Source organism: Streptomyces sp. NPDC023527, assembly GCF_055560115.1.
The window spans coordinates 193,456-217,461 of the sequence record NZ_JBVHJJ010000006.1 but is presented as its reverse complement, the minus strand read 5'-3'; the positions used below and the strand labels follow the sequence as shown (position 1 = coordinate 217,461).

At 72.6% G+C, this 24,006-nt stretch carries 25 protein-coding genes and 1 tRNA gene; 12 read left to right on the top strand and 14 right to left on the bottom strand.

Annotated features, from left to right (window positions below):
* Nucleotides 1-61: 61 nt before the first annotated feature.
* A complete protein-coding gene (locus ACZ303_RS14175) occupies nucleotides 62-739 on the bottom strand; it encodes a bifunctional DNA primase/polymerase (protein ID WP_467338603.1) in 678 nt (225 codons plus the stop codon).
* 311 nt (nucleotides 740-1,050) lie between these two features.
* Here ACZ303_RS14175 and ACZ303_RS14170 point away from each other — a divergent pair, with 311 nt between their 5' ends.
* From ACZ303_RS14170 to purU, 4 genes are all read left to right on the top strand, one after another.
* Nucleotides 1,051-2,439: a transcriptional regulator gene (locus ACZ303_RS14170; protein WP_467338601.1), complete on the top strand. Its 1,389-nt coding sequence runs from the start codon at nucleotides 1,051-1,053 to the stop codon at nucleotides 2,437-2,439.
* 366 nt (nucleotides 2,440-2,805) lie between these two features.
* Nucleotides 2,806-4,503, top strand: a complete 1,698-nt coding sequence (locus ACZ303_RS14165; RefSeq protein WP_467338599.1) for a hypothetical protein — start codon at nucleotides 2,806-2,808, stop codon at nucleotides 4,501-4,503.
* A gap of 126 nt (nucleotides 4,504-4,629) precedes the next feature.
* Entirely contained in the window at nucleotides 4,630-5,076 is a 447-nt protein-coding gene (locus ACZ303_RS14160; RefSeq protein ID WP_467338597.1) for an SCO4402 family protein, read from the top strand.
* 58 nt (nucleotides 5,077-5,134) lie between these two features.
* Entirely contained in the window at nucleotides 5,135-6,019 is an 885-nt protein-coding gene (gene purU / locus ACZ303_RS14155; RefSeq protein ID WP_467338595.1) for a formyltetrahydrofolate deformylase, read from the top strand.
* A 14-nt stretch (nucleotides 6,020-6,033) separates the two neighbouring features.
* On the opposite strand, the gene ACZ303_RS14150 is transcribed toward purU, so the two are convergent.
* Nucleotides 6,034-7,251: a maleylpyruvate isomerase N-terminal domain-containing protein gene (locus ACZ303_RS14150; RefSeq protein ID WP_467339036.1), complete on the bottom strand. Its 1,218-nt coding sequence runs from the start codon at nucleotides 7,249-7,251 to the stop codon at nucleotides 6,034-6,036.
* Nucleotides 7,185-7,748: a sigma-70 family RNA polymerase sigma factor gene (locus ACZ303_RS14145; protein WP_467338593.1), complete on the bottom strand. Its 564-nt coding sequence runs from the start codon at nucleotides 7,746-7,748 to the stop codon at nucleotides 7,185-7,187. Before ACZ303_RS14145 ends, ACZ303_RS14150 begins: the two co-directional genes overlap by 67 nt.
* Before the next feature lie 466 nt (nucleotides 7,749-8,214).
* Between ACZ303_RS14145 and ACZ303_RS14140 the strand changes: the two genes are divergently transcribed.
* Nucleotides 8,215-8,598 carry an STAS domain-containing protein gene (locus ACZ303_RS14140; protein WP_467338591.1) on the top strand — a complete coding sequence of 128 codons (384 nt, stop codon included), beginning with the start codon at nucleotides 8,215-8,217 and terminating at the stop codon, nucleotides 8,596-8,598.
* Between the two features lie 22 nt (nucleotides 8,599-8,620).
* Here the strand turns inward: ACZ303_RS14140 and ACZ303_RS14135 are convergent, their stop codons facing one another.
* The 3 genes from ACZ303_RS14135 to ACZ303_RS14125 form a co-directional block, all read right to left on the bottom strand.
* Entirely contained in the window at nucleotides 8,621-9,676 is a 1,056-nt protein-coding gene (locus tag ACZ303_RS14135) for a sensor histidine kinase (protein WP_467339035.1), read from the bottom strand.
* A gap of 62 nt (nucleotides 9,677-9,738) precedes the next feature.
* Entirely contained in the window at nucleotides 9,739-10,401 is a 663-nt protein-coding gene (locus ACZ303_RS14130; RefSeq protein WP_467338589.1) for a response regulator, read from the bottom strand.
* 349 nt (nucleotides 10,402-10,750) lie between these two features.
* Nucleotides 10,751-12,124: a helix-turn-helix domain-containing protein gene (locus tag ACZ303_RS14125; RefSeq protein WP_467338587.1), complete on the bottom strand. Its 1,374-nt coding sequence runs from the start codon at nucleotides 12,122-12,124 to the stop codon at nucleotides 10,751-10,753.
* A gap of 121 nt (nucleotides 12,125-12,245) precedes the next feature.
* On the opposite strand from ACZ303_RS14125, the gene ACZ303_RS14120 reads away from it, so the two are divergent.
* Both ACZ303_RS14120 and ACZ303_RS14115 read left to right on the top strand, forming a co-directional pair.
* Complete coding sequence (locus ACZ303_RS14120) at nucleotides 12,246-13,571, top strand: alpha/beta fold hydrolase (protein WP_467338585.1); 1,326 nt, start codon at nucleotides 12,246-12,248, stop codon at nucleotides 13,569-13,571.
* Between the two features lie 161 nt (nucleotides 13,572-13,732).
* Nucleotides 13,733-15,022, top strand: coding sequence for a M64 family metallopeptidase (locus tag ACZ303_RS14115; protein WP_467338583.1), 1,290 nt, complete (start codon nucleotides 13,733-13,735; stop codon nucleotides 15,020-15,022).
* A 132-nt stretch (nucleotides 15,023-15,154) separates the two neighbouring features.
* On the opposite strand, the gene ACZ303_RS14110 is transcribed toward ACZ303_RS14115, so the two are convergent.
* Nucleotides 15,155-16,330, bottom strand: coding sequence for a winged helix DNA-binding domain-containing protein (locus tag ACZ303_RS14110; RefSeq protein WP_467338581.1), 1,176 nt, complete (start codon nucleotides 16,328-16,330; stop codon nucleotides 15,155-15,157).
* Nucleotides 16,331-16,457: 127 nt separating this feature from the next.
* Between ACZ303_RS14110 and ACZ303_RS14105 the strand changes: the two genes are divergently transcribed.
* The gene (locus tag ACZ303_RS14105) at nucleotides 16,458-17,018 is read left to right on the top strand and encodes a carboxymuconolactone decarboxylase family protein (RefSeq protein ID WP_467338579.1); all 561 of its coding nucleotides are present in this window, start codon (nucleotides 16,458-16,460) and stop codon (nucleotides 17,016-17,018) included.
* Nucleotides 17,015-17,866, top strand: a complete 852-nt coding sequence (locus ACZ303_RS14100) for an RNA polymerase sigma-70 factor (protein WP_467338577.1) — start codon at nucleotides 17,015-17,017, stop codon at nucleotides 17,864-17,866. The genes ACZ303_RS14105 and ACZ303_RS14100 overlap by 4 nt, the downstream gene beginning before the upstream one ends.
* A gap of 58 nt (nucleotides 17,867-17,924) precedes the next feature.
* On the opposite strand, the gene ACZ303_RS14095 is transcribed toward ACZ303_RS14100, so the two are convergent.
* The 4 genes from ACZ303_RS14095 to ACZ303_RS14080 form a co-directional block, all read right to left on the bottom strand.
* Nucleotides 17,925-17,997, bottom strand: a tRNA-Arg gene (locus tag ACZ303_RS14095).
* A gap of 160 nt (nucleotides 17,998-18,157) precedes the next feature.
* Entirely contained in the window at nucleotides 18,158-19,276 is a 1,119-nt protein-coding gene (locus ACZ303_RS14090; protein ID WP_467338575.1) for an FAD-dependent oxidoreductase, read from the bottom strand.
* 117 nt (nucleotides 19,277-19,393) lie between these two features.
* Complete coding sequence (locus ACZ303_RS14085) at nucleotides 19,394-20,377, bottom strand: hypothetical protein (RefSeq protein ID WP_467338573.1); 984 nt, start codon at nucleotides 20,375-20,377, stop codon at nucleotides 19,394-19,396.
* Nucleotides 20,374-20,931 (bottom strand): RNA polymerase sigma factor, encoded by a 558-nt coding sequence (locus ACZ303_RS14080; protein WP_467338571.1) that lies wholly within the window; start codon nucleotides 20,929-20,931, stop codon nucleotides 20,374-20,376. The genes ACZ303_RS14085 and ACZ303_RS14080 overlap by 4 nt, the downstream gene beginning before the upstream one ends.
* 273 nt (nucleotides 20,932-21,204) lie before the next feature.
* Between ACZ303_RS14080 and ACZ303_RS14075 the strand changes: the two genes are divergently transcribed.
* Nucleotides 21,205-21,633 carry a nuclear transport factor 2 family protein gene (locus tag ACZ303_RS14075; RefSeq protein WP_467338569.1) on the top strand — a complete coding sequence of 143 codons (429 nt, stop codon included), beginning with the start codon at nucleotides 21,205-21,207 and terminating at the stop codon, nucleotides 21,631-21,633.
* Between the two features lie 28 nt (nucleotides 21,634-21,661).
* Here the strand turns inward: ACZ303_RS14075 and ACZ303_RS14070 are convergent, their stop codons facing one another.
* Genes ACZ303_RS14070 through ACZ303_RS14060 form a run of 3 tightly spaced genes read right to left on the bottom strand, consistent with a single transcriptional unit; the run spans nucleotide 21,662 to nucleotide 23,263 of the window.
* Complete coding sequence (locus tag ACZ303_RS14070) at nucleotides 21,662-22,204, bottom strand: GntR family transcriptional regulator (protein ID WP_467338567.1); 543 nt, start codon at nucleotides 22,202-22,204, stop codon at nucleotides 21,662-21,664.
* A 13-nt stretch (nucleotides 22,205-22,217) separates the two neighbouring features.
* Nucleotides 22,218-22,418 (bottom strand): DUF397 domain-containing protein, encoded by a 201-nt coding sequence (locus ACZ303_RS14065; protein ID WP_467338565.1) that lies wholly within the window; start codon nucleotides 22,416-22,418, stop codon nucleotides 22,218-22,220.
* Nucleotides 22,415-23,263 (bottom strand): helix-turn-helix domain-containing protein, encoded by an 849-nt coding sequence (locus ACZ303_RS14060; protein WP_467338563.1) that lies wholly within the window; start codon nucleotides 23,261-23,263, stop codon nucleotides 22,415-22,417. Before ACZ303_RS14060 ends, ACZ303_RS14065 begins: the two co-directional genes overlap by 4 nt.
* A gap of 214 nt (nucleotides 23,264-23,477) precedes the next feature.
* On the opposite strand from ACZ303_RS14060, the gene ACZ303_RS14055 reads away from it, so the two are divergent.
* Both ACZ303_RS14055 and ACZ303_RS14050 read left to right on the top strand, forming a co-directional pair.
* Nucleotides 23,478-23,768: a hypothetical protein gene (locus ACZ303_RS14055; protein WP_467338561.1), complete on the top strand. Its 291-nt coding sequence runs from the start codon at nucleotides 23,478-23,480 to the stop codon at nucleotides 23,766-23,768.
* Nucleotides 23,765-24,001 carry a DUF6255 family natural product biosynthesis protein gene (locus ACZ303_RS14050; protein WP_467338559.1) on the top strand — a complete coding sequence of 79 codons (237 nt, stop codon included), beginning with the start codon at nucleotides 23,765-23,767 and terminating at the stop codon, nucleotides 23,999-24,001. The genes ACZ303_RS14055 and ACZ303_RS14050 overlap by 4 nt, the downstream gene beginning before the upstream one ends.
* Nucleotides 24,002-24,006 lie beyond the last annotated feature (5 nt).

The following is a 24,006-nucleotide window of genomic DNA, read 5'->3' as shown; positions in this document are numbered from 1 at the left end:
ACCCTAAGCGGGGGGTGACGGGGGGCCGGTCCGGGAGCGCTCGGCCCGCCTGAGCTGGAAGTTATCTGCGGCGGGCGTCCGCCGCGTCGCGGCCGCAGGCGTACGCCAGGGCGCTGACCAGCTCCTCCGCGTCCGGCAGCCAGCGGTTGGCGGCGGTGGGCTGGCGCGCCCACTGCACGGAGCCGCGCGAGCCCATCCGGGTCGGCGGCGCGACCACGTGGTCGCCCTCGCCGCGCGCGATCAGGTCGAGCGAGGAGGGGTGCCAGCCCAGCTTCCGTGCGAGGTCACCGACCTTCAACGCGCCACCGGGCAGCACGAAGAACTGCATCCGGCGGAACGGGGTGCAGGTGACCGGGCCGAGCTGGATCTCCATGCGCTCCATGCGGGCGAGCGCCAGGCAGCCGGCGGTCTCCGGCACGTCCAGCGCGTCGAACGTGCGGCCCGTCGGCAGCAGGACCGAGGCGCCGGGCTCCTTCGCCCACATGCGGCGCGCGGCCACGGCGCTGCCGGTGGCCTGGGTGGCCCAGTCGGGCCGGGACGGATGCGCCCCCGGCGCGGGGCAGTCGAGCTCGCCGCACGAGCAGCGTTCCCGGCCCTCCTCCGCCACCAGCCAGGTGCCGGCGAAAACGTCCCAGTGCCGCTCCTCCGCATACCGAACAGCGGCGTCGAGCAGCTGCTCGCCGCGTTGTTGGGGGATGTGCGGGGCTCCTACTACTCCGATGGTCTCTTCCACGTCCATCACAACTCCCCTGGTCACCAGGGGTTACGGCTCAGGCTCACGCTTGTCGGCGGCGGTCGGATATGCACATGGGGCGCACGGATGCATGTGCGGGGGCGCAGACGCGGGTTCCCCGCCGAGGCTGGGTAGCCACCTGCGAGGCGTCGGGCCACCTGGCCTTTGCCGCCTTTGCTGTCATTACCGTTAAGTCCGCATTCTCCGGACATTCAGGGGGCAAAGATCACAGGGGAAGGCGCTCTCAGCAGCTGTCTCAGCTTCTCCACATCTCGCGGCGCGGGCCGCGAACGCTTAGCAGTCCCAGGGGGTACAGCATGGCCGCACGGCCACTCGTCGCCCGGCAGCCGAACGAACGGCTGCAGGCGCTCATTCAGGAAGCCGCCTGTTCCAACGCCGGTCTGGCGCGCCGGGTCAATATGTGCGGTGCCGAGCACGGTCTCGACCTGCGGTATGACAAAACATCCGTAGCCCGCTGGCTGCGCGGCCAGCAGCCGCGCGGGCGCGCCCCGGCGATCATCGCCGAGGCGCTCGGGCGCAAGCTGGGCCGTACGGTCACCATCGACGAGATCGGCATGGCCAACGGCAAGAACCTCGCCTCCGGCGTCGGACTCCAGTTCTCCCCGACCGTGCTCGGCGCGATCGAGCAGGTCTGCGAGCTGTGGCGCAGCGACGTCGGCCGCCGCGACTTCCTCAGCGGGACGTCGGTGGCGTCCTCCGCGCTCGTCGAGCCCAGCCGCGACTGGCTGATCACCGGCGCGGATCCGCAGGTCGCGCGGAACGCGGGGGCGCGGGTCGGCTCGTCCGACGTCGACGCCGTCCGGGCCACGACCGACGCCCTCGTCGAGCTGGACCACCGTTACGGCAGCGGGCATGTGCGGCCCGTCGTCGTCCACTACCTCAACAGCGTCGTCTCCGGGCTGCTCGCCGGCTCCTACCGGGAATCCGTCGGGCGGGAACTCTTCGCCGCCGTCGCCCGGTTGACGGAGCTCGCGGGGTACATGGCGGTCGACACGGGGCAGCCGGGGCTGGCCCAGCGCTATTACATCCAGGCCCTGCGGCTGGCCCAGGCCGCCGACGACCGGGCGTACGGGGGGTACGTGCTCGCCGCGAGCATGAGCCACCTGGCCGCTTCGCTGGGAAACCCGCGGGAGATCGCGCAGCTCGCGAAGGCGGCGCAGGAGGGGGCGCGGGGGCAGGTGACACCCCGGGCCGAGGCGATGTTCTGCGCCGCCGAGGCGCGGGGACACGCGCTGTTGGGCGACGCACGGGCGTTCCAGGCGGTGGCCGGGCGAGCCCTGACCAAGCTCGAAGAGGCGGACGGTCACAAGGAGTCGGGCGACGATCCCACCTGGATCCGGCACTTCGACCACGCCTATCTGGCCGATGAGCTCGCCCACTGCCACCGTGACCTCGGCCAGGCGGAGCAGGCGCGGCGGCAGGCGGAGGACGCGATCGCCGGGCATCCGGAGGGGCGGGTGCGGCGGCGGGCGATCGGGATGCTGCTGCTGGCCACGGCCCAGGTGCAGCAGCGCGACGTGGACGAGGCGTGCGCCACGGGGACGCGGGCGCTGGAGCTGCTGGGGACGCTGCGGTCCAATCGGGGGGCGGAGTATCTGGACGACTTCCAGCAGCGGCTGGCGCCGTATCGGGAGGAGCCGGTGGTTCGGGAGTTCGGGGCTCGGTTGGAGGTGCAGGCGGCTTAGCGTTTTGGGGCGGAGGCGTTGTTGGTTGCTCTGGGTGCCCGCGTGCGGGTGCGGGTGCTCCGGGGTGTCCGCGTGCGGGCGTCGGGGGCTCCGGTGCGTTCCGGAATCGGATATTCACGGGCGGGGAACCCGTGTTTCCCGGGTGGTCCGGAACCGCCGCCCGCAAATATCCGGCAGCATTCCGGAACGCACCTGCGCCCCCGCCGCCCTCCCGTCTCGGCGGGCACTTCGGGCCCGGCGCCGTCGTCACGCGCTCGGGGACACTGGTACGGGACTGGTACAGGAGTACGTGGCCGGGGGTCTTGGTGACCCGGTAGCGTGAGTCGACGCTTCCCATAAGTCCCGTTACAGCTTGAGGAGTCCCCGGTGACGCAGAGCGGACAGGGCAACGTGCCGCAGCCGCCCGCGCAGCCTCCGCGCGAGGGCGCGGCGCCGCCCGCCCCCGGTCAGTCCTGGGGTGGGTCCTGGGGCCCCGGCACGCACCGTGCGCCCCTCCCGCCGGAGGCGCCGTCCCCGCGCCCGGGCGACTCCGAGGCCACGCAGTACATAGCCCCGGTCCTGGGCTCCACCGGTCCTTCGCCGGCCGCTCCCCAGGACCTCGCCTCGGAAGCGACCCAGTACATGCCGCCGGTCGGCTCCGGGCCGGTTCCCGGCGCCCCTCAGCCGCCCGCCCCCTACGCGCGCGGCGCGGCGGCGTCCGATACGGCCGGTGCCGCCACGCAGTATCTGCCGCCCGTCGGTTCCGGTTCCGGCGCGCCGGGGGGTGCCGGCGAGGCCACGCAGTACCTTCCGCCCGTCGGGTCCGGTTCCGCTGCTTCGGACGCCGCCGGTGCCGCCACGCAGTACATGCCGCCGGTACGGACCGACTCTCCGGCGCCGGGCTCCGCCGGTGGGGCCACTCAGTACTTGCCGCCGGTGCCCGGCGGTTCCGGTTCGTCCGCTTCGGGCGGGGATTCCGAAGGGCCGCAGTATCTGGCCGCCGCCGACAACGGTGCGGCCACCCAGTACCTTCCGCCGGTGGGCGACGGGCCCGTCCCCGCCGGCAACGGTTCGGCTACGCAGTATCTGCCGCCGGTGAGGTCCGGTTCCGGCGCGCCGGGGGGTGCCGGTGAGGCCACCGCCTACCTGCCGTCCGTCGGTGGCTCCTCCGCCGAAGCCACCGCTTACCTGCCGCCGGTCGGCGGCGCGCCCGCCGCCGGGCCGCATGCGCCTCAGCCCCCGCAGGGGCAATCGCCGGGGGAGCGGCCTCCGCCCGCCGAGTTCGACGAGCTGTTCCGGACCAGTGGGGGCTCCCTCGCCCAGCCCCCGCGTCAGGCGCCCCCCGCCAGGGGACCCGTACCGCCGCCGCCCCGTGAGCCCTACCCCGGGCCTTCCTCGCCGCCCCCGGCAGGGGGGCGGCGCAAGCTGCCCACCGCCGCGATCGTCGGCATCGTCGTCGCCGGCTGTGCCGTCGCCGGGCTCGCCGCCGGGGCGTTGCTCAGCGGTGGGGGTGACGACAAGCCCGATCCGCAGAACGCCGCCGTGAGCTCCGCCGACCCCGCCGCCTCGGCGAACGGTGAGGACAAGGGCGACGAGCCGAAGAAGTCGCCGACGCCGACGCCCGCCGATCCCGCCGCCGCCCAGGCCAAGGCGCTGAACGCGCTGCTGAAGGACAGCAACAACAGCCGGGACGCGGTGATCAAGGCCGTCGACTCCACCAAGAGCTGCAAGGACCTCGGCAGGTCCGCCTCCGACCTGCGGGACGCCGCCAAGCAGCGCGACGGGCTCGTCACGCGGCTTCAGCAGACCACCATCGACAAGCTGCCCAACAGCGCCGCGCTGTCGGCGGAGCTGACCAAGGCATGGCAGTCGTCGTCCTCGGCCGACAGCCACTACGCCAAGTGGGCCGACCAGGTGGGCGGCAAGAACGGCTGTGTGAAGGGCCACGCCCGGCCCAGCGGTGAGAGCGCCGCCGGCGACAAGGCCAGCGGTGACGCCACCGCCGCCAAGAAGAAGGCCGCCGACCTGTGGAACCCGATCGCCAAGAAGTACGGGCTCTCGCAGCACAAGTGGACCCAGCTGTAGGGGCCGGTTCGCGCGGCTCCTGGACGAATCGCGGGGGCCCGGCGACGCCCGGCGAGCGGGAACGTACGATCGATTGCTGTGCAAGGTTCGGAGAAGTCTTCCCGTCGCGGCCGCCGCTCGACCACCATGGGCGGTATGCCGCTCAATGACATGCCGTGGTGGCGCTGGCGCGCGAACGTGCGCTCCGCGCTGCACATGCTCTCGGACCCGGTCTTCCAGCAGGAGTGCTGGCTCACCGGCCGTGAGGGCTTCGGGGATGTGACCGACGCCGTTTATCGGCTGGTGGAGGACACCTGGCTGGACAACTGGTCGGCCGAGAAATACGTCGGCACGGTCCTCAGGGACTCCGGCGAGGCGGCGCTGGTCGATGTCGCCGTGCTGCGGGTGCTGCGGATCATGCACCAGGTCGGGGCCGACGCCCCGGTCTCGGCGTATCTGGAGCACCACGCCTGGCCGGAGGCCGTACGGGCCGCCCGCGAGGCGCACGTACGGCTGGCGGTGAGCGACGGCGACGACCCGGACGCCCCACCGCGCTCGCTGGACGTGCTGGCCCGGCTCACGGGCGTGCGCTGAGGGGGCCGGGAGGCCGGCGGTCCCGAGGTGCCCGGCGGGTGTGCGACGCTATTGGGCTATGAACGCCTCGCAGTCCCCTGTCACCGAAGGGGCCCCCGAACAGTACGTCCTCACCCTCTCCTGCCCGGACAAGCAGGGCATCGTGCACGCGGTGTCCAGCTACCTCTTCATGACCGGGTGCAACATCGAGGACAGCCAGCAGTTCGGCGACCACGACACCGGGCTCTTCTTCATGCGCGTGCACTTCGGCGCGGAGGCGCCGGTGACGCTGGAGAAGCTGCGGGCCAGCTTCGCGGCGATCGGTGACTCCTTCCACATGGACTGGCAGATCCACCGCGCCGACGAGAAGATGCGCATCGTGCTGATGGTGTCCAAGTTCGGGCACTGCCTCAATGACCTGCTCTTCCGCTCGCGGATCGGCGCCCTGCCGGTCGAGATCGCGGCGGTCGTCTCCAACCACACCGACTTCGCCGAGCTCGTCGGCTCGTACGGCATCCCCTTCCACCACATCCCGGTGACGAAGGACACCAAGGCGGAGGCGGAGGCGAAGCTCCTGGAGCTCGTCCAGGCCGAGAGCGTCGAGCTGGTCGTGCTCGCCCGCTATATGCAGGTGCTCTCCGACGACCTGTGCAAGGTGCTCTCCGGGCGGATCATCAACATCCACCACTCCTTCCTGCCGAGCTTCAAGGGCGCGAAGCCCTACCACCAGGCGCACGCGCGCGGTGTGAAGCTGATCGGTGCCACCGCGCACTATGTGACGGCCGACCTGGACGAGGGCCCGATCATCGAGCAGGAGGTCGAGCGCGTCGGCCATCAGGTCACGCCGGACCAGCTGGTGGCCGTCGGCCGGGACGTGGAGTGCCAGGCGCTCGCCCGTGCCGTGAAGTGGCACAGCGAGCACCGGGTGCTCCTCAACGGGCGCCGGACGGTCGTCTTCGCCTAGCTTCGCCTGGCGCCTCACAGCCGGGACAGGGACGCCGTCGCGAAGAGGACGTCCCTGATCGCCTCCTGGTCGCCGGTCCGGCCCGCGGCCGCCTCCTCCGGCGGGACGTGGCCCGCCGCCAGGCGGCAGAACTCCATGCCGTCGAGGGCGACATGGGCGACCGCGTCGTCCGGCGCGGCGGTGGCCGCGGGGGAGTCCAGCGGGATGTACCAATGGCCGCCGCCGCTGCCTTCGACCTCCAGATGGAGCGCGCGGCCCGGGCTGCCCGCCGCGACCAGGGTGCGCGGCGGCGGGGCCAGCCCGGCCCGGCGGCGGGCCGCGATCGCCTTCGGCAGCATCCTCGCCGCCAGCGCGACCATGTGCTGGAGGTGGCCGGCGGACGGGGGTGCGTACGGATAGTCGATGGCGTCGGCGATGTCCGTGGCGTGCACCCAGCACTCGAAGGCGCGGTCCACGAAGGCGTCGCGCAGCGGCAGGCTGAACGGGCCGTAGGACACCGCCTGGTCGGCCACGCCGCTGTCGGCGAACGACGCGCCGCGTATCACCGCGTGGCCCTGCTCGCGCCAGGCCGCCCGGACCGCCGCGGGCGACCGGCCCGCGTCGTCGTCCGGATGGGCCGACCAGAACGCCTCGGTGCGCTCGGTGGGTGAGGCGGTGGCCCCACCGGCGAGCGGGCCGAGCGGGTCGGGCAGGCCGAGGGCGGTGGCGACGAGGCCGTCCACCGCCGTGAGATGGCTGATCACCGCGGCGGCGGTGGTGTCCCGGGCCACGGCCCGCTCGCCATCGAACCACCTCAGCCGCACCGGCGCCCGCCACTCCGCCTCGCCGATGTCGTGCAGCAGGGCGTCGAGCCGGGCGGTCTCCGCGTCATAGGGCGCGGCCCAGCCGGGCACCGGGATCCGGGCGGGCCGGCGGCCCAGGCAGGAGGCCAGGACCCGGGAGCGCAGCCTGGGGTCGAGGTCGAGATTGTCCTCGGGGTGCAGCAGGGCGACCGCGTCGCGCAGCCGGACGGCCTCGTCGGCGCACGTGGCGCAGTCGGTGAGGTGCTGTTCGACGGCGGCCGTCTCCTCGGGGGAGCAGGCGGCCAGCGCCCAGGCGCCGAGCAGGGACCTGAGCACCTTGTGGTGCGCGGGCCCCGAGGCCGCTTCGGGAACGGGCGGGCCGCTCATCGCGCGCCTCCCTGTGCCGGTGGCGAGGCCACACGGGGCGCGTGGTGCGCGGTGGACAGCAATTGCAGTCCGAGGCGCAGGCGGCGGCGCGCCTCGTCCTCGGTGACGCCGAGGTCGGCGGCGGCCTGGCGGTAGTCGAGGCGGCGTAAATAGGCGAGGTCGAGGGCGGCGCGCAGTGGGGCCGGCATGGACGTGACGATGTAGTCGGCGCGGGCGGCGGCGGAGGCCTCGCGGACCTTCTCCTCGATCTCCGAGGGCGTGCTGTGGCCCTCGCTCTGCGACTGTCGTAGCCGCTCGACCGCCTGACGGTGGGTGAGCGTGGCGATCCAGGAGCGCAGGGAGCCCTGCCGGGGGTCGTAGTCGCCGGGGTTCTCCCAGACGTAGCCGAACACGTCACGGGTGACGCGGTCGGCGCCCGTCTCGTCGTCGAGGACGCGGTGGGCCAGAGTGTGGACGAGGGAGGCGAAGCGGTCGTAGAGCTCGCCGAGCGCCGCCGCCTCGCCGTGGGTGAGCCGCTGCTGCATCTTGCGGTCCCACCGGGGTGGTGCGTCGGTCGCCATGGAGCCCCCTCCGTACGGGCACACGATCTCCGCGTGCCCCCATGCCGTGCCCGCCCGGGCCCTGTTCATGCCGTCCGTCCGCGGTCTTCCGCGAATCGTTCGCAGGAGAGGCTCGTGCGCTTGTGCCCAGCGTCACATACTCCTCGAATGTAGCCGCAGGGTCTGACAGCGCAGACATCTTTATCGCAAAGCCAACCCCCTGATCGTCCGCGGATGGTAGTGCCACCGTCACTTACCGCACGCTTCAGCGATCGTTATAGATCGTACGTGCCCGAATGTGCCGATGTGTTATGCGTGCGTGACCGGATCCAGGAGAATTCGAGGTTGCAGCTGGGCATAGGGTCGTTGGGGGCCGGCCGGAACCCCGGCGTCGCCGCGGCGTTTCGCGGAGGGGTGGCCGGGCAGCCGCACCCGAGGAAGGGTCCGTTCCGGGGAACGAGACACCGAGCGAAGGGGCTTCGGGCACGTGACGTTGAAGGTGAAGAACGCCGAGCACGGGGACTGGGCGGTCCTCCAGGTCTCCGGCGAGATGGACCTGGTGACGTCGCCGGTCGTGCGGCAACGCGTGCACGACGCGGTCGCCGACGGACGGCGCAGTCTGGTGCTCGACCTCGCCGAGGTGCGCTTCTGCGACTCCAGCGGCGTCGGCGTGCTCATCGCCGCCCGCCGTCTGATGCGTTCCTGTCAGGGCCGGCTGAGGCTCATCCTGCCCGCACAGGGCGCGGTGGACGGCTCGCACGTCAACAGGGTGCTCGGCGCGCTCGGGGTGCGCCGCCTCTTCGAGATCTACCCCGACCTGACGGCGGCGACGATCGAGCCGCACGACAGCACCAAGCCGCTCTCGGCCTGAGCCCTCCCTTTCTCGCCCTTCCCTACCCCTCGCGCGGCAACCCCGCCCGTACGACGAAGCCGCCGTCCTCCGTGGCGTGCGCCTCCAGCGTCCCGCCCAGGCTCTGCGCCCGCTCGCGCAACCCCACCAGGCCGTGGCCACCGCCCGGCAGTTCCGGCGCCGGTACGGCCGCGTCCGCCGGCCCGTTGCGGACCTCCACCCACAGGGTGTCCGCCTCGTCCTCGCTGACGCGTACGCGCACCCGGGCGCCCGGAGCGTGCTTGCGCGCGTTGGTCAGCGCCTCCTGCACCGTGCGGAACGCCGCGCGCTCCACGGCCTCGGAGCGCTCCGCCGCCGGGTCGCACGCGCTCTCGTACACCACGTCCATGGTGCTCAGCTCGATCAGCCGCGGCAGGTCCGCCAGGCGCGGCTGCGGCGTCAGCTCCTCGGTGTCCGCCCCGGCCGCGCGCAGGATGCCGACCATGTGGCGCAGCTCCTCCAGGGTGCGCACCGACAGCTCCCGGATCCTCCTGGCGCCGTCGCGGGCCCGCTCGTCCTCCGTGCTGATCTGCACCGCGCCCGCCTGCAGGCTGATGAGGCTGACCTGGTGGGCGACGACGTCGTGCATCTCGCGGGCGAGCCGGGCGCGCTCGGTGGCCACCACCCGCTCGGCCAGCAGCCCGTCCTCGCGGGCGCGGCTGCGGGTCAGCTCGTCGAGGCGGGCGGCGAGCTCCCGGCGGGTGCGGGTGAGCAGGCCGAGGGCCAGGGGGGTGGCGGCGGTGACGAAGGCGTCGACGAGCTGGAGGGCGGTCTCCCGGCGGTCCGCCAGGGACAGCTCGGACGGCGGGTACGGCACGAAGTGCGCGACCACCAGCAGCAGGGCCGCGCCGACCAGCAGCCGTCGGTCGGTGCGCCGGGTGGCCACGGTGTAGAGCGCGATCATCGGCGCGAACCAGATGTAGCCGATGTAGATGCCGGCCAGCGTCGCCACGAACACCGTGACGGGGAACCGCCGCCGCCACAGCAGCGCGACGGCGGCGAACAGCGACACGCCCAGGTCCAGGCGGAGCCCGGCCCCGTTGACCAGCAGCGCGTCCATCACCGCGAGCAGTATCGGCACCACCAGCGGCACGGCGGGCCGGACCGCGGCCGCCACCCTGCTCACCGGGTGCCGCCTCTCGGCGCGGTGACCAGCCCGGCGCGGTCGGCGATGATCGCGGCCTGGACCCGGTTGAGGCCGCCCAGCTTGCCCAGGACCGCGCGGACGTGGTCCTTGACGGTGCTGGGCGCCAGCCCCATGCGCTCGGCGATCTGCGGGTTGGCCAGCCCCGCGCCGAGGTGGGTGAGGACCTCGCGCTCGCGCGGGGTCAGCCCGGCGACCGCCCGCGCCGCCGTCGACTCGGCCTCGGCGGCGAGGTAGCCGCCGATGACGGCGCGCGTCACCCCCGGGTCCAGGACGCTGCCGCCCACGGCGAGGGTCCGTACGGCCTGGACGAGCTGCTCCGGGTCGGTGTCCTTCAGCAGGAAACCGGTGGCGCCGGAGCGCAGCGCCGCCGCGAGGTACTCATTGGCGTCGAAGGTCGTGAGCATGGCCACGGCGGGCGGCTGCGGCAGTTCGCGCAGCGCCCGCAGCACGGTCAGGCCGTCGACGTCCGGCATGCGGATGTCGAGCAGGACGACGTCCGGGCCGGTGCGGCGCACGGTGTCCACGGCCTCGCCCCCGCCGCAGTCGGCGACCACCTCGATGTCCGGGGCCGTGCCCAGGATCATCCGCAGCCCGGACCGGACGAGCTGCTCGTCGTCCACCACCGCAACACGGATCACCGACCGCTCCCTCTTTCTCTACCGCCGGGGCCGTGCCTCGGTGCCCTGACAACCTTCCGGCCGGCCACGTCGGCGGCCGCCGCACCCCCGCCGATCGGCGGGGGTGATCCTGGACCCGCGACGGATTCCACCCGGGCGCACCGACCGGCAGAGTGCTGTCCATGCTGCATCATGCCGGGGCACACCCCCGCATGCCCGGCCCCGGACGGCGCGCCCGCGCCGCCCCGGCGGCGGGAGCCCGCGTCGCCCTGGCGACGGCATGCGGCAGCAGCTCGCGGCCACAGGCCGCCGCGTCCCCCACAAGCGGCGGCCTGTGACCGTGATCCAAGCGATCCGGGCAAGCGGCCGGCTAGAGCGGCGGCGATGTCGGCGCCGGCCCCAGCGTCGTCGTCCCCGGGGCGGCCCGGTGGCCCAGGCCTGTGCGATAGGCGTCCAGGGCCGCTTCGGTGCGGCCCGTGCGGCGCAGGAGGTCGCCCAGCAGGCGGCAGAGGTCGGCCAGATCGCCGGCGGCACCCGTGCGTTCCAGGAGGGACAGGGCCGCGCAGTAGTGTTCCTCGGCCGACTCCGTGTCGCCGCGTTCCTCGGCGATGAGGCCCAGCAGGCGGTGCGCGCCGCCCGCGTGGACGGCGCCGCGCTCGGCGCCCAGCGCCGAGGGGGAGAGGAGCGGGCTCAGCAGCGCCTCCGCCTCGGCCGCCTTGCCGCGCCGCCGCAGGACGTCCGCGAGCTCCACCTCCACCTGCACGGTGAACAGCGTGGCCCGCTTGGACGCCAGCATGTCGCGCGCCGTGCGCAGCTCGCTCTCGGCGCCCTCCAGGTCGCCGTTCTGGGCGCGTACATATCCGCGCATCCAGTGGCAGTGGGCCAGCTCCGTGCGGATGTGCAGGTGGCGATAGAGCTCCTGCGCCTTGGCGAGCGAGGCGTCCGCCTCGGCGATGCGCCCTTCGGCGATCAGGGTGCGCGCGACCCCGCGGTGCATGCCCGCCACGAGCGCCGGGTTGTCGACCTGCGGTGCGAGCGTCAGCGCGAGCTCAGCGGCGTGCGCGGCCCGTGCGTGCGCCCCCATGTCCATATACGGCGCGATGGACGCCGTGTAGAGGAGCAGCAGGGCGTCGGGGTCGTGCATCCCGGAGGCGTTCAGCTCGTCGACGGCGGTCTCCAGCAGATAGCAGGCGTAGCGCAGCTCCCCCGCCAGCAGATGGGCGGTGGCGCGCCCGCGCAGCGCGGGGACGCGGCGCGGCAGCGGCTCGTCGGCGAGCAGCTGTTCCGCCGCGGCGAAGTGGTCGCGCGCCTCGGTGAGATCGCCGGTCTCCAGCGCGCAGTCCCCGAGCCCCAGCAGCGCGCTCGCCTCCTCCGGTACGAGCGCCAGGTCCGCCGCCTCCTCGCGCAGGGACCGGAACAGCGCGGCCGCGTCCTGGGCCGCGCCCGTCGCCAGCGTGCGCCGCGCGTCGGTCAGCCGCAGCCGCACCTCCGTCGCCACCCCCGGCGGCCGGCCCGTGGCGAGCTCCTCCACCGTGGTGCCCAGCCGCTCGGCGAGATGGCGCAGCGCCGTCTCGGAGGGCCGCACCTTCCCCGCCTCCAGCGTGGAGACGTACGCGGCGGTGTACGCGGGCTCGGCCAGCTGCCGCTGGGTGAGCCCCCGCTCCGTACGCAGCCGCAGCACACGCCGGCCGATGTCCGCGGGCCCGTCCGCCGCCCGTACGCCGTGGGTGCCGTTCTCCGTCACTGCTGCCCCTCGATAGGTTGTGCCGGGTGCCGCGCCGGGCGCGTTCCGCCGGGTGCCGGCACCGTGAGTCGATTCTGTCCGCCGTCTGTGTGCGCTACGTGCAGTGTTCGAAGGAGAGGCCATGTCCGAGGTCATAGTGGGGTCCGCCGAGGGCGCGGCCGTCCTCCGGCAGCCGGGCCTCGTGCTCACCGATCACCACTTCGACGTGCCCCTCGACCACGACGACCCCGGCGGCGAGCGCATCCGCCTCTACGCCCGCGAGGTCGTCGCCACCCGCCGCGCCCGGGACGACCTGCCCTGGCTCGTCTATCTGCAGGGCGGTCCCGGCTTCGCCGCCGGCCGTCCCGTCGGCCGCGAGAACTGGCTCGACCGCGCCCTGGAGGACTACCGCGTCCTCCTCCTCGACCAGCGCGGCACCGGCCGCTCCACCCCCGCGACCCGCCAGACCCTGCCGCTGCGCGGCACCCCCGCCGAACAGGCGGACTACCTGGCGCACTTCCGGGCCGACTCCATCGTCCGCGACTGCGAGGTCATCCGCGCCCGCCTGACCGGCGGCCGTCCGTGGACCGTGCTCGGGCAGAGCTTCGGCGGCTTCTGCGCCGTCACCTATCTCTCCCACGCGCCCGAGGGCCTGGCCGAGGTGCTGATCACCGGCGGCCTGCCGTCCCTGGACGCCGACGCGGACGCCGTCTACCGCGCCGCCTACCCGCGCATGGAGCGCAAGTCCCTCGCGCACTACGAGCGTTACCCCGCCGACGAGGCCGCCGCCCGGCGCATCGCCGCCCACCTCGCCGACCACGAGGTAACGCTGCCCGACGGCACGCTCCTGACCGTCGAGGCGTTCCAGCAGCTCGGCATCCTCCTCGGCGTCGGCGAGGGCTCGCACCGGCTGCACTATCTGCTGGAGGACGCGTTCGTCGACACGGTCGACGGGCCGCGCCTGTCCGACGCGTTCGCCGAGCAGGTCGCGGCCGTCCTCTCCCGCGCCCACTGCCCGCTCTACGCGATCCTCCATGAGGCCATCTATGCCCAGGACGGAGGGGCGACGCACTGGTCCGCGGACCGGGTCAGGGCCGAATTCCCGCAGTTCGACCGCCCCTTCGGGCCCGGCGCCCGCTTCCTGTTCACCGGCGAGACCGTACACCCCTGGATGCTGCGCACCCACCCGGCCCTGCGCCCCCTGCGGCACACCGCCGAACTCCTCGCCGAGCGCAAGGGCTGGACGCCCCTCTACGACCCCGACCGCCTCGCCCGTAACACCGTCCCCGTCGCCGCCGCGATCTACCACGACGACCTCTTCGTCGACACCGAGCACTCCCTGCGCACCGCCCGCGCCATCCGGGGCCTGCGCACCTGGGTGACGGACGAGTACGAGCACGACGGCGTCCGGGCCTCGGGCCGGGCGGTGCTGGACCGGCTGCTGGGGCTCGTGCGCGACGAGCTGTGAGGCGTCGGTGAGGGCATTGCGCGCTGCTGTCACCTGAGTACTCTTCAGTTTCCTTGAGTCATAACCATTGCCCAGGGCCTCCCGAGCCCCTACGTTAAGCGGCGCCTTAACGCGACTTGATCCGCCACTTAACCAGTGGTGGGTCTCGGGAGGAACCCCCCATGCGCAGACGAATATCCCTCGCGGCCGGCCTCGCCCTCACGGCGACCCTGGCCGCGACCCTCACCGGCACCGCCCACGGCGCGCCACCCCGGCCCGAACGCACCCAGCACGTCGAGTACTTCACCGGACCCGACGGCCACCCCCGCCACACCACCGTCCCCGCGTCCCCCGCCCCGCCCCGCTCCCTGCGCCCCTCGGTCGCCGGTGACGGCGATGTGTCGACGATCGTGCGGAACGGCCCCGTCGGCGCCAAGCTGGACGTCGTCTTCATCGGTGACGGCTACACCGGTGACCAGCAGGGCGACTTCCACGCCGACGTCCGCGCCAAGTGGGCGAAGATGTCGGCCGTCGAGCCCTACGCCTCGTACAAGGGGCTGTTCAACGTCTGGGCCGTCGACGCCGTCTCCCGCGACTCCGGCGTCTCCGGCGACCCCGCCCAGAGCGACGTGAAGGACACCGCCCTGCGCTCCGCCTTCTTCTGCGACGGCATCGAGCGGCTGCTGTGCGTGGACACCGGCAAGGTCGAGTCGTACGCGCGGCGGGCCCCCGCCGCCGACCTCGTGGTCGTGCTGTCCAACTCCACCAAGTACGGCGGCGCGGGCTACAACGACATCGTCTCGCAGGTCGGTTACGACGGCATCGCCACCGCCTCCTCCGACCACCCCAAGTCCGACCAGGTCGCCGTCCACGAGACCGGTCACTCGCTGGGCAAGCTCGCCGACGAGTACCAGTACGAGGAGTACGGCACGTACACGGGCGCCGAGCCGTGGGAGAGCAACATCAGCGCGCTGACCGCCGAGCAGCAGGCGGCGCAGCGGAAGAAGTGGTACCGCTGGATCGGCCGGACCTCGCCGGACGGCGGCACGGTCGGCGCGTTCGAGGGCGGCGGCTACTACCCCAAGGGTCTCTACCGCCCCACCGACAACTCGATCATGCGCACGCTCGGCCGGGAGTTCAACCTCCCCGGCCGCGAGGCGATGATCGCGGGCTTCTACCGCCACGCCAAGCCGCTGACCAGCACCTCGGGCGCGTACGGCACGGTCGGCCGCGGTGAGCGGGTCACGGTCCGGCTGTCCGCCGCCACCACGTCCGTGCGCTGGTACGTGGACGGCCGCGAGGCCGTCGCCGGCCGGGGGCGCACGACGATCACCCCGCGCTCCCTCGGCGTACCGGCGGACCACCGCCCGCACACGCTGTCGGTCAAGGCCGCCGACCGCACGGACGCGGTCCTCGACCCGGCCCTGCGCGAGCGCCTGACCGGCTCGCTGAGCTGGCAGGTCGCCGGCTAGCCCGCGTCGCTCGCGGACGGGTCCGCGTCCAGGACGCGGACCCGGCGTACGCGCGGGCGAGCCGGTCGCAGGAGCGGGCGAGGGCGGCGGTGCCGGGCAGGGCGCGCAAGGACTGAGGCGACTCACCCTCGGTCACCTCGTCAACTCCCGCTCCAGCGGCGTACGGAACCGGGGCGTGACCCGTACGTCGCCCAGCCAGCCGGACAGCCGGGCGATCTCCGCGGCGATCGCGGAGGCCGCCTCGCGGCCGAGTTCCTCCAGCGGCCGCCAGACGATCGTGCCGTTCGCGCGCTGGGCCCAGCCGCCCACGACGCGGCCGTTCCACCAGACCGTGGGGCCGATGTTGCCGGCGCGGTCGAAGAGGGCCGGCACATGGTCGGGGGAGAGGTACCAGTCGCGGCCGCGCCAGCCCATGGCGGTGGGGTCGAGACCGGGGAGGAGCGCGGCCCAGGGCGCGGCGGGCTCGACATCGTCCGCGTCATCGGGCAGGACGTGGCCGACGCCCTCCGACAACTCCACGTCCCGCGCCCCCACGTCGGCCAGCGCCCTGCGCGTGTCACCGAGCGTCCAGCCCGTCCACCACTTCAGGTCCCCCTCCGTCGCCGGCCCGAACGAGGCCAGCCAGCGCCGGGCGACCTCCGCCTTCGCCTCCCGGACGTCGACGTCCGGGATCTGCGGCACGGGCGCCCACGGATAGAGGCTGCTGGTCCACGAGCCGCGCGGGCGGCTGCGGCGTACGTGCCCGTCGGACGCCAGCAGCCGCAGCAGCCGGCTGCCGACACTCTGCCGTCCCTCGTACGGCTTGCCCGCCGACACCACGATCGTCTCCCGCAGCGCGGGCACGTCCTTGGCGAGCTCGGCCGTCGTCGCCTCGCCGCGCGCGGCGAGCGCGGCCAGCACCTCCTTCTCCGTCCGCGCGAGCCGCTGCTCGTCCCAGCCGCCGTCGGTCCCGTCCCGCAGGAACTTCACGAACCCCGCCCGCTCGCGGGCCGCGATCGTACGGGCCGTGGAGGCGTTGACGTACGGGGCGAGCCCGGACGTCACGGCGAACAGGGTGCGCCGCATGGACAGCAGCTTCACCAGCGTCACGTCGTCGTACAGCCCGCGCTCGACCTCCGCCGCCGAGGGCTCGGCGAGCCGCGCGCACGCCGACAGATACACGGTCGCCGCGTCGGTGGCGTGCAGCGCGACGAGGGCGTCGGCGACCTCCTCCACGGTCCGGACGCGGTGGGCGGGCGCCAGCAGATGCCGGCGGCCGAGGCGGGCGCGGCGCTGCTCGTCGGTGATGCGGGGGAGGAGGCTGCTCATGGGGTGAGGTTAGAAGGGATGTAGGACGGAGGCGGTCCTGCACGCCGCGCCCACACGGATGTCACATTCTCGGCAGCTGTCCTGTCCTACCTCCAGAAACATCCATCCGGAAGCCTGGAGGCCCGAAATGACCGCCCGCATCTCGCTCACCCCGCCCCGCACCCTGCTGAACCGCCTGGGGGCTTGGTACTCCCGGCGGATGTACGGCAAGGTGCTCGACCCCGGGCTCGCGGTCGGCCACAACCGGAAGGTCCTGCTCACCTACGCCAAGCTGGAGCGCTCCGTCGCCAAGTGGAACGCGCTCGACCCGGCCCTGAAGCACCTCGCCGTGATGGCCAGTGCGGCCCGGATCAACTGCTCCTGGTGTCTGGACTTCGGCCACTGGGAAGGCGGCGAACTCGGCCTGCCGCTCGACAAGGTCTCCCAGGTACCGCAGTGGCGGGACCACCGTGAGGCCTTCACCGAGCTGGAACTCCAGGTCATGGAGTACGCCGAGGCCATGACCGACACCGAGCCCCGCGTCACCGACGGACTCGCTGAAGCGCTGCTCCAGCGGCTGGGCGAGGCCGCCTTCGTGGAACTCACCGCCATGGTCGCCCTGGAGAACTGGCGCTCCCGGATGAACAGCGCCTTTGGCCTGACCAGCCAGGGCTTTTCCGAGGCATGCGCGGTACCGTCGCGTACGTGATCGAGATCGCCGTCTTCGAACAGCACCGACCGATGCTCTTCGGCATCGCCTACCAGATGCTCGGCAGCGTCACGGACGCCGAGGACCTGGTCCAGGACACCTGGCTCCGCTGCAGCCAGGTGTCCGGCCCGATCGACAACCCGCGCGGCTACCTGGCCCGTACGATCACCAACCTCGCGCTCAACCGGTTGAGTTCGGCCGCCGTCAAGCGCGAGCGGTACGTCGGCCCCTGGCTGCCCGAGCCGCTGGTCACCGTGCCGGACGCCACCGGGGACGTGGAGCTGGCCGAGTCGGTCTCGCTCGCCATGCTGGTGGTTCTGGAGAGCCTCTCACCGCTGGAGCGGGCGGTCTTCGTGCTCAAGGAGGTCTTCGGCTTCTCGTACCGGGAGATCGCCGAGACGCTCGGCCGCACCGAGCCCTCGGTACGCCAGGTCGGCTCCCGGGCCAAGTCGCATGTCCAGGCACGTCGGCCGCGCTACGCGACCCCGGCCGAGGTGAGGCGCCAGGTCACCGACGAGTTTCTCGCCGCGTGCCTCGGGGGCGACCTGAACCGCATGCTGGAACTGCTCGCCCCCGACGTCACCGCATGGAACGACGGCGGCGGAAAGGTCAAGGCAGCCTTGCGCCCGCTGCACGGCGCCCAGAACGTGGCCCGCTTCCTCGCGGCCGTGGCCGCCCAGCCGATGGAGGACCCGCGCGTCGTGGCCGTCGACGTCAATGGCCGGCCGGGCCTGCTGCGCACCACGGCCGGACGGCCGGACACCGTCGCCTGCGCAGAGGTCGAGAACGGCCTGATCACCGAGATCCGGGTCATCCGCAACCCCGACAAGCTCCGACACCTGGCCTGATCCGCCGCTACAAAGCCAGAGGCCCTGTGGATCGCTCCACAGGGCCTCTGGTCTGCTGTGCACTCGGCAGGATTCGAACCTGCAACCTCTTGATCCGTAGTCAAGTGCTCTATCCGTTGAGCTACGAGTGCGGGGTGTCACGCGGTGTTGCGGGGACAACCTTACAGGAATTTTTGGGGGGTAATCGCACGGGTGCGCTCGCGGGGGGCGGTCGGGGGGGCGGTCCCCCCGGCACACGGCAGTCCGGGCGCGAGGAACCGGCGGACAGAGCCATGCTCTCGCGCTTGGCGGTCAGGAAGGCTGGACCTCGTCGAAGAGGGCGACGGCTTCGGAGGGGTCCAGGCTCACCAGGCGTTCCAGACCGGCCATCGTGATGTTCGCCCACCTGCCGGCCCGCGCCCACATCTGTTCCTCGAAGGCGCGGACGGCCTCGTCCAGATCTTCAGGGCCGGTGGCGATGGACTCGGCGAGTTCGGCGCCTTCCAGCATCGCGAGGTTCGCGCCCGCCCCCAATGGGGGCATCAGGTGGGCGGCGTCGCCCAGTAGCGTCACCCCGGGGACGTGGGTCCAGGTGTGGGACACGGGCAGGACGTAGAGGGGGCGGTGGACGAAAGCCGTGCCGTGGCGGAGGAGGTCGAGGACGGGAGCGGCCCAGCCGTCGAACAGAGCCAGCAGGCTCGATCGCACGGCCTCGACGTCGGCCAGGTCCAGGTTCGTGTGCCAGTCCAGCGGCGCGCGGAACTGGGCGTACACCTTGACGTGGCCGCCACTGTTGCGCTGGGCGACGAGCGCGCGGTTCACGCCGTACACAGCCACGGAACCGTCGCCGATCAGCCGGGCGAGGTCGGGGTGGCGGGTGTCGATGTCGTCCAGGGAGGTCTCGACGTAGGTGACGCCGGTGTAGTGCGGTGTCGCCGACGAGACCGCCGGGCGGATTCGGGACCAGGCGCCGTCCGCGCCGACCACGAGGTCGAACGTCTCCTGCCGCCCGTCCGCGAAGTGGACCAGTACGCCATCCCGGGTCCCCGGCACCACCTGCGTCACGCCCCGACCCCACTGGACGTCGAGAGGGCCGAGCAGCAGGTCACGGAGTTGCCCGCGGTCGATCTCGGGATTGGCCCGGTCATCTGGACGGGGTCGCCAGTCGCGCAGGACGGTTCCGTCCGTGTCCAGGATGCGCATGGCCTGCCCCTCGGGACGGGACAGCGCCTGGAACTCCGCCAGCAGCCCCGCCTTGTCCAGCGCGAGCTGGCCCAGCCCTTCGTGCAGGTCCAGGATGCCGCCCGGGGGGCGGGCGTCCCAGGCGGGATCGCGTTCGAGGACGGTGACAGGGTGGCCATGACGGTGCAGGACGCGGGCGAAGGTGAGGCCGGCGGGGCCGCTGCCGATCACTGCGATACGGGGTCTCATGTCGATACAACGTACGGCCCCTCACCAAGCCGGTCCCACCCCCGTCACCGGGGTTCTGACCGCAGGGGCGCCGTGGCGGGGCGGCCGGGTCGGATCCACAGGTGGCCGGGGTCGGTGCTAGGTCCGCTTGGACGGCTTCGGTGCCTCCCAGGCGGGCCCGACGGAGAGGTAGGTGGTGCGCTGGATGAGGTCCCCGGCCCGGAGCTTCTGCGCTCCCCAGGACAGGCCGTCGTTCCGCGCCGTGTCCACGGCCTCCAGTACATGGAACGTCCCGGTGTCGATGATCAGTCGCCGACGCCAGGTATCGGCGTCCAGGTCGACGGCCGTGCCGGAGCGCCCGGTGCTGTCCTTGACCCGCTCCGTCACCCGCGCCCCGGGAATCCCGGTGAGGACCTGGAACAGCGCGGCCCGCAGCCGTGGTTCGGCGGGTGACTGGGCGAGCAGATCCTCCATGCCGTTGTAGAGACCCTCCGCGACCCCTTCCCCGGTGGCCTTTCCGACGAGCCGTGCCCGCAGTGCCGCCGGGTCGGTGGGCAGCTTCTTGAGGTCGTCCCACAAGACCGGTTTGCCGCAGATCACGTAGGCCATCCCTCCCGTGTCCTCTTGGGAGTAGTCCTGGACCAGACCGTTGGCGGGCTGCTCGCGCGAGCCGCTCCGGCTCAGCCAGACGGTCTTGTACGCTCCGTCCGGCTGGGGCTTGTCGCTGCTCCGCATCCACTCAAGAGTCCGCACCTTCCAGTACGGTGCCGTTTCCGTCCGCTCCGCCGCCGGAGAGCTCTGTGCGTCCCCGGAGTCCGACCAGGGCTGGAACGCGACCCCCAGCGCGATCGCCACGACCGCCGCCGCCGAGACGAGCACGGGAAGGCGCCGCCGCCACGTCCGCACCGGGACGACCGCGGCCGCCGGCTCCCATTCGAGCTCGGCCACCGGCCCCTCCGCCTCCGCCTCCGCATCCGCCTGACCGGCCGCCGACCGCACCGCGGCCAGCGCCGCGGCGACGGCGTCCGCCGAGGGCGGCGCGACCTTGCCCGCGGCCCTCAACCGCCGGGCCCCGGGGAAGTCGAGGAGGTCCCCGTCGTTCATGTCCTGCTGCCCGGTCATGCGAGGTCTCCTGTCAGGGAAAGCGGGGTGGAGGGGCCGAGCGCCGCGCGCAGCCGGGTGCGTGCCCGGTGCAGTCGGGACCTGGCCGTGCCCGAGGGAACGCCGACGACGGCCGCGGCCTCGGTGGGGCTGAGCTGCTCCCACGCGATCAGGAGCAGCAGCTCCCGCTCCACGGCCGGCAGTTCGGCCAAGGTCCGGCGCATCAGCGGCGCGACCGCCGCCGCGTCCAGCCTCCGGTCGACGGCGTGCCACGGGTCGCTGCTCGCCTCGCCGGCGAGCGCGGCGGCCGAGGGCCGTTCCTGCCCGCGCCAGTGCGCGGCCAGCACATTGCGGGCCACGCCGAAGAGCCACGCCCGGACCGGCCCGCGGGCCGCGTCGTAGGTGCCGCGCCCCGCGTAGGCCCGCAGCCACGCCTCGGCCAGCAGATCGTCCGCCGCGCCGGGCGCCCGGCGCGCGAAGTAGCCGTGCAACGCCCTCGAATGGCGCTCCACGAGCGGCTCGAAGGCCGACGCGTCGGTTCCCGAGCGCGCCAGCAGTTCCTCGTCCGTTGCCACGGACCTCCCCTTCCCCGGGCCACGCCTTTCGCGGCCCCCTTCCTCTTCTTGTGTCCGCCCCGCAAAAGCGTTCGCGAACCGGGAGCCGGGCGCGGGCGGCGGCGCTGATGATCTGTACGCCGATGCCGGCGACGCATCGGGTGGGCAGGCCGTCTCAACCACGACTGCGGTCCGGGGGCGTCCTCGGGGGCCACTGTCAGACCCCCTTGTTACTGTCGCGAACCCGGGAGCTCCGGGGAGCTTCGTGAACCGGCAGGCGACAAAGGCGGCTTGATGAGCGACGACGACATACGGCGGCTCGGTGTCCGGGCCTACGACCAGTGGACGGCCATGTGGAACGGCGACGTCGGTCTCGCCGAGGAGATCATGGCTCCGGAGTTCACCCTCCGCTACGCCCAGGCGGGCACCGAAGCCTTCGACGACGCCCGCACCCCGCGGCAGCTCGCCGACATCATCGCGGCCTGGCACCGCGGCCGCCCGGGGCTCCGCTTCGCGGCCGAGGGACCGGCGGTCGTGGACCTGACTCTGGTCGACGGAGCGCCGACCGGGCTAGTCGCGCGGCCCTACGTCGCGAGCTTCACGGCGGAGGACGGCCGGACCGTCGCCAGGAGCGGGACGGACACCCTCCGGATCACCGGCGGCGCGATCGCCGAGGTCTGGTCGGTCTCGTCCGGCGCGGGTGGCCGGACCTTCTACCGCTAGGCGCCACGGGCGTACGCGGAGCCGAAGGTCAGCCCAGCCGCATGCGGTAGCGGAGGGTCCGTTCCTTGGCGGTCATGGTCATCACGCACGCCTCCATGGGCTGATCGCCCCCGTCGAAGACCACCCTGGACAGCACGAGCACGGGATCGTACTCACCGAGCCCCAACGCCTCACGCTCGCCCTCGGTGGGCAGGCGCGCGGAGACGGACTCCTCGACACGGGTGGCGACATGGCCGAGCTCGGCGAGGAGGGTGACCGCCCCACCGGGCACCTTCCTCGGCTCGGCGAGCGCGGTGCCGGCGGCGATGCGCGGGGGGTAGTAGGAGTCCGCGAGCTCGACGGGTCGCCCGTCGAGCAGGATCAGCCGCCGCCGCACGACGGCTTCCTCACCGGGCGCGAGCCCGAGGGCCGTCGCCACGTCCTCGGGCGGCATCACGCCACCGGCCCCGAGCAACCGCTGCCCGCCGCGCCGCTTGCCCTCGGCGGCTTCCTCGGCCCACGCGTCGGACGCGCCGGGCGCGCGCGGGACGAGGTATCGCGCGGAGTCGCTCTCCCAGGTCTGATCGGGCACGATGGTTTTCCCCTTACTTAGGGTCCAGGTTGCCGCGTCTGAGCGCCGCCGTGAAGGCGGCGTACTCGGCGGGGCCGAAGCACAGTACCGGGCCGGTGGGGCGTTTGGAGTCGCGTATGAGTACGGGGCTGGGGCCGGGTATGCCTTCCGGGAGGGCGATCTCCACGCAGGTTTCGGCGGAACCAGAGCTGTAGCTGCTCTTCTTGAACCTCACTGTGTCTCCTTGGCGATCCTTGCGATGAAGTCGCGGGACGCGTCGGGAGCCAGTGCTTGGGTGCGCAGGCGATCGAACGCGACGTCGTAGCGCGCGACCTGGTCGTCCTCTTCAAGGTAGTGGGACGTCGTGAGCGGCTCCACGGCTACGGCGGGAGAGCCGACCTCGAAGTGGAAGACGGTATAGGCGCCGTCCAGTCCCGTGTGCGTACCCGCCTTGAACGGGATGACCTGCAGTTCAATGTTCGGCTGCCGGGAGACGGCGAGTAGATGTTCAAGTTGCCCTTGGAGAACGGAAGATCCTCCCAGCTCTCGTCTGAGGCACGCTTCGTCCAGCACGCATCGCAACGCCAGTGGGGAGGAGGTCAGGATCTCCTGGCGTTTCATACGTAGCTCGGTGAACGCTCGTGCCTCGCGCGCTGTCTTCCATACGCTGCCGCCTCCGATGACCGCATGGGCGTAGTCAGCGGTCTGTAGCACCCCTGGCACGACAAGTGCTGCGTAGAGGTCGATGCGGGTGGCGATCTGCTCCATTTCCAGAAAGTCGGCCAAGCGCTCGGGGATGACGTCCTTGTACTGCACGTAGAGGCGCTGGTGGCGGCTGCTGTCGGCCAACCTCGCGAGCTCCCTGATCTCTGCGATGCGTGCCGCGTCTGCGACCCCGTAGGCGGTGATAAACCTTTCAGGATCGGTGCGCTGTCTGCCGTTCTCGACCTTGCTCAAGGTCGGGCTGGATACGCCCAGCAGCTTCGCGCCCCCGGCGAGGTTGAGGCCGGCTCTCACCCTCAGTGTCTTCAGCGCCGCGCCGAGCCTTCGGCGTAACAGGGTGGGCGTGATGTCGGACAAGCGATCACCTCCTTGCGGCTCGACTCTAGCGACATCAACTGCACTGACTTGTGCGAGCGTTCACTCATTCGAGCCAACTACAGGCGAAAGTTTCAGCGCCCCTCACGCCGAACGGGAGGATGTGGCTGCTACCAGGACACTCGGGAGGCGCGAAGTGATGACCTACAGAAACGGCGCGTTCGTAGTCGACACGCGCGAGGGACGGATCGCGCAAGTGATCGGAAGCGCAGGCGCGTGCGTACGCCTGCGTGACCCCGGCGGGAGTGCCGAGTGGGAAGCGCCCGCTTCCGCCCTGCGGTTGGCCGGTCGCGAAGAGCGGGCCGCGGCCGGTCTCTGGCCGGCGGGTGCCAAGCCGCTCTACGGCTGCGCCGAATGCCTGGAGCTGGAGGCCGCGTTGCGAGCCGCCGCGAAGGGCGACGACGAGGTCAAGGCGGGAAACGCCCTCGTCGCGCAGCGGCGGCACTGGCGGTCGGCGCACACGCCGGTTCGGGGGCGGGGCCGATGAGGGGTCTCGTGGGGGAGTGCCGGCACCGGGGGGAGTGGACCCACACCCGTGGGGCGGCCCGGTGCGGCGGGTGCGGGGTCGAACGGTTCACGGACTACGGGGCGGTGCGACCCCTGGAACTGCCGCAGGTGATCACCCCGAAAGAGCGCGCCCCGAGCGCGGACCGCGCGGCAGCCCAACGCGTGGCGCGAGCCGCGTGGCGGGTCGCGCGGCTGTGGCCGGTGGGGCGGTGATTCGA

What these genes read in the sequence shown, in the direction of transcription:
- ACZ303_RS14090 (WP_467338575.1), bottom strand. Translation starts at nt 19,276, where the DNA reads ATGAGACCCCGTATCGCAGTGATCGGCAGCGGCCCCGCCGGCCTCACC.
- purU (WP_467338595.1), top strand. Translation starts at nt 5,135, where the DNA reads ATGAACGCCTCGCAGTCCCCTGTCACCGAAGGGGCCCCCGAACAGTAC.
- ACZ303_RS14160 (WP_467338597.1), top strand. Translation starts at nt 4,630, where the DNA reads ATGGGCGGTATGCCGCTCAATGACATGCCGTGGTGGCGCTGGCGCGCG.
- ACZ303_RS14115 (WP_467338583.1), top strand. Translation starts at nt 13,733, where the DNA reads ATGCGCAGACGAATATCCCTCGCGGCCGGCCTCGCCCTCACGGCGACC.
- ACZ303_RS14145 (WP_467338593.1), bottom strand. Translation starts at nt 7,748, where the DNA reads ATGGCGACCGACGCACCACCCCGGTGGGACCGCAAGATGCAGCAGCGG.
- ACZ303_RS14075 (WP_467338569.1), top strand. Translation starts at nt 21,205, where the DNA reads ATGAGCGACGACGACATACGGCGGCTCGGTGTCCGGGCCTACGACCAG.
- ACZ303_RS14105 (WP_467338579.1), top strand. Translation starts at nt 16,458, where the DNA reads ATGACCGCCCGCATCTCGCTCACCCCGCCCCGCACCCTGCTGAACCGC.
- ACZ303_RS14135 (WP_467339035.1), bottom strand. Translation starts at nt 9,676, where the DNA reads ATGGACGCGCTGCTGGTCAACGGGGCCGGGCTCCGCCTGGACCTGGGC.
- ACZ303_RS14110 (WP_467338581.1), bottom strand. Translation starts at nt 16,330, where the DNA reads ATGAGCAGCCTCCTCCCCCGCATCACCGACGAGCAGCGCCGCGCCCGC.
- ACZ303_RS14170 (WP_467338601.1), top strand. Translation starts at nt 1,051, where the DNA reads ATGGCCGCACGGCCACTCGTCGCCCGGCAGCCGAACGAACGGCTGCAG.
- ACZ303_RS14050 (WP_467338559.1), top strand. Translation starts at nt 23,765, where the DNA reads ATGAGGGGTCTCGTGGGGGAGTGCCGGCACCGGGGGGAGTGGACCCAC.
- ACZ303_RS14085 (WP_467338573.1), bottom strand. Translation starts at nt 20,377, where the DNA reads ATGACCGGGCAGCAGGACATGAACGACGGGGACCTCCTCGACTTCCCC.
- ACZ303_RS14175 (WP_467338603.1), bottom strand. Translation starts at nt 739, where the DNA reads ATGGACGTGGAAGAGACCATCGGAGTAGTAGGAGCCCCGCACATCCCC.
- ACZ303_RS14120 (WP_467338585.1), top strand. Translation starts at nt 12,246, where the DNA reads ATGTCCGAGGTCATAGTGGGGTCCGCCGAGGGCGCGGCCGTCCTCCGG.